The organism is Halomonas sp. 707D4 (assembly GCF_024158685.1).
Taxonomy (GTDB): Bacteria; Pseudomonadota; Gammaproteobacteria; order Pseudomonadales; family Halomonadaceae; genus Vreelandella.
Genome location: NZ_JAMZBD010000109.1, coordinates 1 through 7992, shown reverse-complemented (window position 1 = coordinate 7992; position 7992 = coordinate 1). Strand labels below are relative to the sequence as shown.

The following is a 7992-nucleotide window of genomic DNA, read 5'->3' as shown; positions in this document are numbered from 1 at the left end:
GGGTGTGGCTGTGACCGCCGATGATGACGTCGATGCCCTCGACGTGCCGGGCCAGCAGCAGGTCGTTGCCCACGGCTGGGTCGCTGTCGAAGCCCAGGTGGGTCAGCGCGACGATCTTGTTCACGCCCTGGGCGTCAAACGCCGCCACCATCGCCTCGGCCGCCGCGCGGTAGTCACCAAGGGTGACGTTGCCCGGGCTCGAGACGGTTTCGCTGGATTGAGTGCTGAGACCGAACACGCCGATGCGCTCGCCGCCCTGCTCGAGAATCACGCCGTCGTACAGGTGGCCAGGCTGCGGTTCGGTACCGATCGACTCACCCAGCAGCGCGTTGAATTCCGGCGCGGCGGAGAAGTCCAGGTTCGCGCCGACGATGGGAAAGTCGGCGGCCTCGAAGAACGCGGCCAGCGCCTGGTGGCCGCTCTCCGGGTCGTTCAGGTCGAACTCGTGGTTGCCGGGCACGAAGGCGTCGTATCCCATCAGGTTCATGAATTCGACGGCGTCCAACCCCTTGAACTCGTTGAAATAGAGCGTACCGGAAAAGATGTCGCCGGCATCGAGCAGCAGCCCCTCGCCGTACTCGGCGCGCGCCTTCGCCAGCGCCGTGACCAGCTGCGGGTACTGGTCGGTGCGTCCGTGCAGGTCGTTGGTGTGATAGATCGTCAGCGTGAAGGGGGCGGCGAAGACGCCCGGGCTGAGCGCCAGCATGGCCGCTACCAGCGGCGTTGCCCGCCAAGGGGCACGTGGGGATATCGACATGACCATTCCTTTTGGGTGTTCAAGCATTGGCGACGCCTTCGCCGTGAAGGCGCCCTCGTCGCGGTCGTCCCACTATTACCAGTATTCATGACGTTTTGTAACGCGCGGCTTTCGGCGCATGACGAAAGAGCGCGGCTTTAACCTAGGTTGTCGCCCTGGCATGGTGGAGGCGGTGACACTGCAGAAGACGCGCCGCGAGACCGCCCCTTGCGTGCAGCGAGGCGTGTACCGGCAGCATAAAAACAAGGGTTCCATGGAGGAACACCCGATGACTCGACCGTGTACGATCTTGTTCGACGGCACGCCACTCGGCGGAAACGAGGGCGAACCGCTCATTGATTTTCTCGACGGGCATGGCGTTTCGCTGACCAGTGTCTGCTACCAGAAGGCCCTGGGCCCGCTTCAGACCTGTGACACCTGCTGGGTGGCGGTGAACGGCGAACTCGTTCGCGGCTGCACCCTGGTGAGCGAGGAGGGGCTCGGCGTGTCGAGCGCCGCCCCGGAGGCCGTCGCCGCCCGCGCCGAAGGGCTCGACCGGCTGCTGGCCAAGCACGAGCTCTACTGCAGCGTCTGCGAGAACAACAACGGCGACTGCCGGGTGCACAACGCCGTGGTCGAGATGAACCCGCCCGTCCAGCGCTACGCCTTCGAGCCCAAGCCCCACGCCAAGGACACCTCCAACCCCTTCTACACCTACGACCCGGACCAGTGCATCCTGTGTGGCCAGTGCGTCGAGGCCTGCCAGAACGTGGAGGTCAACGAGACCCTCTCCATCGACTACGCCAGCGAGCATCCGCGGGTACTGTGGGACGGCGGCCGGGCGATCGACGACTCCAGCTGCGTGAGCTGCGGCCACTGCGTGACGGTGTGTCCCTGCAACGCGCTCCAGGAGAACACCATGTACGGGCGCACCGGGCCGCTCACCGCCCTGCCTTGGTCGCTCAAGCGCCCGATGATCGACGCGGTGAAGGGGCTCGAGAAAACCATCGGTGCACGGCCCATCACCGCGGTGTCCGAGCTCGACGCCGCCTGGCGCCAGCCCAGCCTCAAGCGCACCAAGACCGTGTGCACCTACTGCGGCGTGGGCTGCTCCTTCGAGATGTGGACCCGGGACCGGGACATCCTGAAGGTCCAGCCCACCGAACAGGCGCCGGCCAACGGCATTTCCACCTGCGTGAAGGGCAAGTTCGCCTGGGACTTCGTCAACAGCGACCAGCGCCTCACCACCCCCTTGATTCGCGAGAACGGCCGCTTTCGCGAGGCGAGCTGGGACGAGGCGCTGACGCTCGTCGCCCGGCGCCTGCTGGAGGTGCGCGATACCCACGGCCCGCGCGCACTCGGCTTCATCGGCTCCAGCAAGGCCAGCAACGAAGAGGCCTACCTGACCCAGAAGATCGCCCGGCTGATCATCGGCACCAACAGCGTCGACAACTCCTCGCGCTACTGTCAGAACCCGGCGACCAAGGGGCTCTTTCGCACCGTGGGCTACGGCGGCGACGCCGGCACCATCGAGGACATCGAGCAGGCCGAAGTCGTCGTGCTGGTGGGCAGCAACACCGCCGAGAACCACCCGGTGATCGCCTCGCGCATCAAGGCCGCCCAGAAGCGGCGGGGCCAGAAGCTGGTGGTGGTCGACCCGCGCCGGCATGAAATGGCCGAGCGGGCGAACCTGTACCTGCGCCCCAACCTCAGCACCGACCTGGTCTGGGCCTCGGCGCTGTCGCGCTACATGTTCGATCACGGCCTGGCGGATAGCGAGTTCCTGGCCCGCCGGGTCAACGATGTCGATGCCTACCGCGCCTCGCTCGAACCCTTCACCCTGGCCTTCGCCGAAGAGATCACCGGCATTCCCCAGGCGCAGTTGATCGAGGCCGCGGAACTGATCGGTCGCGCCAAGAGCGTGTGCCTGCTGTGGGCCATGGGCATCACCCAGCACAGCCACGGCGCCGATACCAGTACAGCCCTCTCCAACCTGCTGCTCGTCACCGGCAACTACGGCCGCCCGGGCACCGGGGGCTACCCCATGCGCGGGCACAACAACGTGCAGGGCGCCAGCGACTTCGGCTGCCTGCGGGAAATGTACCCGGGCTACGAGAGCGTCACCGACGAAAAGGCCCGCGCCCGCTGGGCCAAGGGCTGGGGGGTGGCGCCGGAGACGCTCTCCCTGGAGGAGGGGCTGGGCAACTTCCTGATGGTGCAGGCCGCCGCCGACGACGAACTCAAGGCGATGATGGTGATCGGCGAGGAAACCGCGTTTTCCGACTCCAACACCCACAACGTCCACCAGGCCTTCGAGAAGCTCGAGTTCTTCGTGGTGCAGGACATGTTCTTGAGCCGCACCGCGCAGTTCGCCGACGTGGTGCTGCCCGCCTGCCCCAGCGTCGAGAAGGAGGGCACGTTCGTCAACACCGAACGGCGCATCCAGCGCTTCTACCCGGTGCTGGAGCCGCTGGGCGACAGCCGCCCGGACTGGTGGATACTCACCGAGCTCGCCGCTCGGATGGGCCACGACTGGGGCTATACCCACCCCCGCCAGATCATGGCGGAGTGCGCCTCCATCGCCCCGCTGTTCGCCGGGGTGATCTACGAGCGCCTCGAGGGCTGGCGGTCGCTGCTCTGGCCGGTGGCCGAGGACGGCACCGACACGCCGCTGCTCTATACCGACGACTTTCCCACCGAGGATGGCCGGGCCACGCTCTTCCCGCTCGAGTGGCAGCCCCCGGCCGAAGCGCCAGACGCCACCTATGACCTGATGCTCGACAACGGCCGGCTGCTCGAGCAGTTCCAGGGCACCAACCAGACCGGGTGCTCGCCGGGCATTCGCGCGCAGGTCGACCAGGGCTTCATCGAGGTGAGCCCCGCGCTTGCACGGGCGCGGGGCATCGAGACCGGCACCTGGGTGCGCATCACCTCCCGGCGCGACAGCCTCGAGCTTCCGGCGCTGGTCACCGAGCGCGTGGCAGGCAATGTCCTGTTCATCCCGATCCATTTCGGCAAGTTCGGCGTGAACGCCCTGACCGGCGAGCACGCCGACCCGGTCGTGCAGACCCCGGCCTACAAGGAGGTCGCGGTGAAACTCGAGGTGCTGGACCGGCGCACCGGCTCGCCGCTGCCCGCCACGAACTACCGCTTCGGCCACAGGACGCCCAACGACGGCGTGGCGGTCGAACTCAAGTGGGCCAACGAGGATTATCGCCAGCCCCCCGCTCATCAAGCCGACCCGAGGAAAATGTGATGGCCACGCGAATCGAACACGACGTCACGCCGCCGCCCGCCACCGATCCGAGCGCCCGCCAGGAGCTCGACCAGCTCGTGCAGACACTGCACGAGCACGGCGTGCTGCGCTTTGCCAACGACGTGGTGGCTTCCAACCACGAGCTGCTGCGCATCGTGCTGGCCGGACTCGGCAAGCCCGGCACCCTCAACGCCCTGCAGAACGCCTCGGCGCTGGCCATGGCGTTCTCGGCCCTGCCGCCGGAGCGCTTCTACCAGGTGATGTTCGCCGCCAAGGAAGCCATCGAAGAGATCAGCCGCCACCGCCACGAGGAGAGCGCCGGGGATGCCAGCCAACAGGCCGACCTTGATCGGCGATCGTCCAAACGTGACGCGGCCCCGGGCATCACCGGCCTTTACCGCCTGCTCAACGACGAGGAGCTCTGGCACGCCATCAAGCCCCTGGCCGCCGGGCTTCGCGCCTTCTCGCAGCGCCTGGACCGGCCCGTGGACAAGCCGGTGACCGACTTCACCGGCAAGCCCACCGAGGGACCCAGTGCCGCCCCGGCCCACGTTGACAAACACGGCCGGGGTTCTAGCCTTAGGTATCGCTAATATTCATGGCGACGATCGATTCTCTCTTCGACAAGGAGGCTGACGACATGAAATACCGCCCGCTGGGAAATTCCGGCCTGATGGTCTCGGAAATCGTGCTCGGCACCGTGCCTTTCGGTGGCAGCGGTGGCTTCGAAAAGGCGGCAAGCGTGGACGTGAACGGCGCGCGTCGCCAGATCGACCTGGCCCTGGACGCCGGCGTGAACCTGATCGACACCGCCGACCTCTACTCCATGGGCGAGGCCGAGGAGATCGTCGGCAAGGCCCTGGGCGAGAAGCGCCAGGACATCATTCTCGCTTCCAAGGCTCGAAGCCCTCTGGGCGACAACCCCAACCACAGCGGCTTTTCGCGCTATCACCTGATCAATGCCTGCGAGGCGAGCCTGAAGCGGCTGGGCACCGACCATATCGATCTTTATCAGATGCACAACTGGGACGGCGTGACGCCGGTCGAGGAGATGCTCTACGCGCTGGATCACCTGGTGCAGAGCGGCAAGATCCGCTACCACGGCACCTCCAACTTCACCGGCTGGCAGATGATGAAGACTCTGGGCAAGGCCGAACTCCACAACCTGGCAGGGCCGATCAGCCAGCAGATCTACTACACGCCGGAATCCCGCGAGGCGGAGTACGAGCTGATGCCGCTGGCGATCGACCAGAACGTCGGCACACTGGTGTGGGGGCCGCTGGGCGAGGGGCTGTTCAACGGCAAGGTACGCCGCGGCCAGAAGGCGCCGGAAGGCACCCGCCAGGGCAACGGCTGGCCGGAGCCCTACGTGCACGACATGGAGCGCGCCTATGACATCATCGAGCTTCTGGCCGAGATCGGCGAAGCCCACGGCGCCTCGATTCCGCGCACGTGCCTGGCCTGGCTAAAGGATCGCCCGGGGGTGACCTCCTTGATCGTCGGCGCGCGAAGCGAGGAGCACCTTGCCGACGACCTGGCCGCCGCCGAGATGACCCTGACGCCGGAGGAGATCGCGCGCATCGAAGCCGCCACCCGCCCGGCACCCCAGTACCCCTACTGGCACCGCGTGGTCGCCGGCATGGACCGTATCGACGAGGCCGAGCGGCCGTTCATCGAGCAGTACCGCAAGACCATCGAGAAGCGAAGCGACGAGCGCTGAAAAGACCGGCGTCAAAAAGCCGGCGCGGGAGAGCCGCGCCGGCAAGGATCGATAACATCAAACTCGCAAGGAGGGCGCCCTATGGGCGCCCTTGTCGTTGTCAGAAGTGGTAACGGGCGCCGAAGGCGTAGTAGAGGTCGTCCTGGCCGACGTTGTCGAGCGCATCCAGGTCGGCATCGTTGAGCTCGGCGAAGACGTCGAAGGCGCTGGAGACCTTGTACAGGGTGCCCAAGGCCCAGGCGTCGCGGTTGCCGTCCTGGCCATCCAGATCGATATGGTAGTAGTCGCCGTAGAGGGCAAGGGGGCCGACGGCGTAGGTGGCACCGAGGCCGACCTTGTCGAATCCGCCGCCGTAGGTGTCGCTGTCGCTGCGGGTTTCGTAGCCCAGGCGCACCTGGAAGTCGGCGTTCATGTCGTAGGCCGCCGTGGCGCCGTAGCGCACCTTGCCGTTGCCGCCGCCGCGCACCTTGTCATCCACGTAGCCCAGGGCAAGACGCACCGGGCCGGTCGAATAGACCACGCCGCCCTGGGTCGCGACGACGCTGCCTTCGTCGGTCTGCTCGGCCTCGGTCAACCCGCGCTCGGAGAAGTGCTTGGCGGTGATCACCGCCTGGAAGCCGTTGAGCTCCGGCGACAGGTAGCCGATCGAGTCACCGCGCGCCTGCAGGCCGCCCCCAGCGAATTCGTAGCCGCGCTCCACGTAGACGTCGAAGGGCTTCATGACGTAGTCGTTGTAGAAGCTGTTGTAGTTGCCGGCCATGAAGGTACCGAACTGTGCGCTCTCGATCCCCAGGAAGCTGTTGCGCACCTCGTCGAAGCCGGGGCTGCTGCGTTCGTCGCCGCGAAAGCGCCACTCCACGCGGGCGAAGGCGCGAAGATCACTGCTGATCTGCTGGCTCAGCTTGAAGCCGAGCCGCGAGCCGAAGTTGCGAAACTCTTCGCTGTTGTCGACGCCGTCGTCACGCCCGCCACCTTCGAAGCCGATGGCGATGCGCCCGTACAGGTCCACCGCCGTGCCGTCCTCGTCGTATACCTTGGCCGCCTGGGCGCCGGAGGCCGCCAGTGAACCGCTTACCGCCAGTGCCAGTAGTGATTTCTTCAACATGAATGTTCCCGTTGCAGTCAATAGCAGCCGCAGCCGCTCGATGTTCTTGAAAGTCAGCATGGCGCGGTCCCAAGCCGGCCATTCGTTCGATGCATCCGTTCGATGCATCTGTTCTATGGCTAATCCTTCAGCGCAGGGAACCTTAGGCGAGTTTCATGTCAGTTATCTTAAGGTTTCGTGTTAACACTGTTTAAACATGAAATTCTCCTAATTTAATTAAAAAGTAATAAAAAATAAATATTTATCCTGTATACAAGAATTCGGCCTGTTCTCTGGCCCTCCTTCTGTCACGAGTTCTTCACCCGACTGTCCCGCCACTGTCATCGCCACGCGCCACGCTTGAACGACATTTCGGGCATGGGATGGCGCCGATGCGACTTTGCATAGTGAGCGAAACATGGTCACCGGACGTCAATGGCGTCGCCCATACGCTCAACCGTCTGGCGCAGGAACTCGCCGGCCTGGGCGTGACGGTCGATGTCGTGCGTCCCGCCCCGCGCGGTCGCCAGCGCGCCACGCTTTCCGGCGAGGAGCTTCAGGTACGCAGGCTGCCGCTGCCAGGCTATGCCGAGGTCCAGGTGGGCCTGGCGAGCCCCGGGCGGCTGCGCCGCTTCTGGCAGCGCCATCCGCCGGACGTCGTGTACCTGGCGACCCAGGGGCCGCTCGGCCTTGCTGCCCGGCAGGCGGCCAGGCGCCTGGGCATCGTCTGCGTGGCCGGCTGGCACACCAACTTCGACCACTACTGCCAGGATTACGGCGTGGCCTGGCTTAGCGGGGCCACCCGACGCTACCTGCGCCACTTCCACAACGGCTGCGCCCTGACCCTGGTCCCTACCCACGCCCAGGCGAGCGCCCTGCGTGCCCAGGGCATTCGTGACGTCGACGTGCTCTCGCGCGGGATCGACGGCGAGCTCTTCTCGCCGCACCACCGCGATGGCGCCTTGCGCGCTCGCTGGCAGGTCGGCGAGCACCAGCCGGTCGCGCTGTACGCCGGCCGCCTGGCGGCGGAGAAGAACCTGGCGCTGCTGATCGAGACCTTCCAGGCGATGCGCGACGTGCGCCCGGACATGGCCCAGGTCATCGTCGGCGACGGTCCGGCGCGCGAGCAGCTGCAAAAGGCGCTGCCCGAGGCGCACTTCACCGGTTTTCTGGACCAGCCGAGCCTGGCCCGCCAC

Annotated in this window: 6 protein-coding genes; 4 read left to right on the top strand and 2 right to left on the bottom strand. The window is 66.1% G+C overall.

What is annotated here, in order from left to right:
- Positions 1-757: metallophosphoesterase (locus BIS11_RS06710; protein ID WP_253585851.1), on the bottom strand; the 757-nt coding region annotated here is incomplete at its 3' end.
- A gap of 268 nt (positions 758-1025) precedes the next feature.
- On the opposite strand from BIS11_RS06710, the gene fdhF reads away from it, so the two are divergent.
- The 3 genes from fdhF to BIS11_RS06695 are packed head-to-tail and all read left to right on the top strand — an operon-like array spanning position 1026 to position 5712.
- Positions 1026-3992, top strand: a complete 2967-nt coding sequence (gene fdhF, locus BIS11_RS06705; protein WP_253423100.1) for a formate dehydrogenase subunit alpha — start codon at positions 1026-1028, stop codon at positions 3990-3992.
- The gene (locus BIS11_RS06700) at positions 3992-4585 is read left to right on the top strand and encodes a DUF1641 domain-containing protein (protein ID WP_253585850.1); all 594 of its coding nucleotides are present in this window, start codon (positions 3992-3994) and stop codon (positions 4583-4585) included. The genes fdhF and BIS11_RS06700 overlap by 1 nt, the downstream gene beginning before the upstream one ends.
- A 47-nt stretch (positions 4586-4632) precedes the next feature.
- Entirely contained in the window at positions 4633-5712 is a 1080-nt protein-coding gene (locus BIS11_RS06695) for an aldo/keto reductase (protein ID WP_253424645.1), read from the top strand.
- Between the two features lie 100 nt (positions 5713-5812).
- Here the strand turns inward: BIS11_RS06695 and BIS11_RS06690 are convergent, their stop codons facing one another.
- A complete protein-coding gene (locus BIS11_RS06690; protein ID WP_253424671.1) occupies positions 5813-6817 on the bottom strand; it encodes a porin in 1005 nt (334 codons plus the stop codon).
- 371 nt (positions 6818-7188) lie between these two features.
- On the opposite strand from BIS11_RS06690, the gene BIS11_RS06685 reads away from it, so the two are divergent.
- Positions 7189-7992 (top strand): glycosyltransferase (locus BIS11_RS06685; protein ID WP_253585849.1); only part of this gene is annotated, 804 nt, incomplete at its 3' end.

Excerpts from the sequence above, each read along its gene's own strand:
- BIS11_RS06695 (WP_253424645.1), top strand. The coding sequence starts at position 4,633 with ATGAAATACCGCCCGCTGGGAAATTCCGGCCTGATGGTCTCGGAAATC.
- fdhF (WP_253423100.1), top strand. The coding sequence starts at position 1,026 with ATGACTCGACCGTGTACGATCTTGTTCGACGGCACGCCACTCGGCGGA.
- BIS11_RS06700 (WP_253585850.1), top strand. The coding sequence starts at position 3,992 with ATGGCCACGCGAATCGAACACGACGTCACGCCGCCGCCCGCCACCGAT.
- BIS11_RS06690 (WP_253424671.1), bottom strand. The coding sequence starts at position 6,817 with ATGTTGAAGAAATCACTACTGGCACTGGCGGTAAGCGGTTCACTGGCG.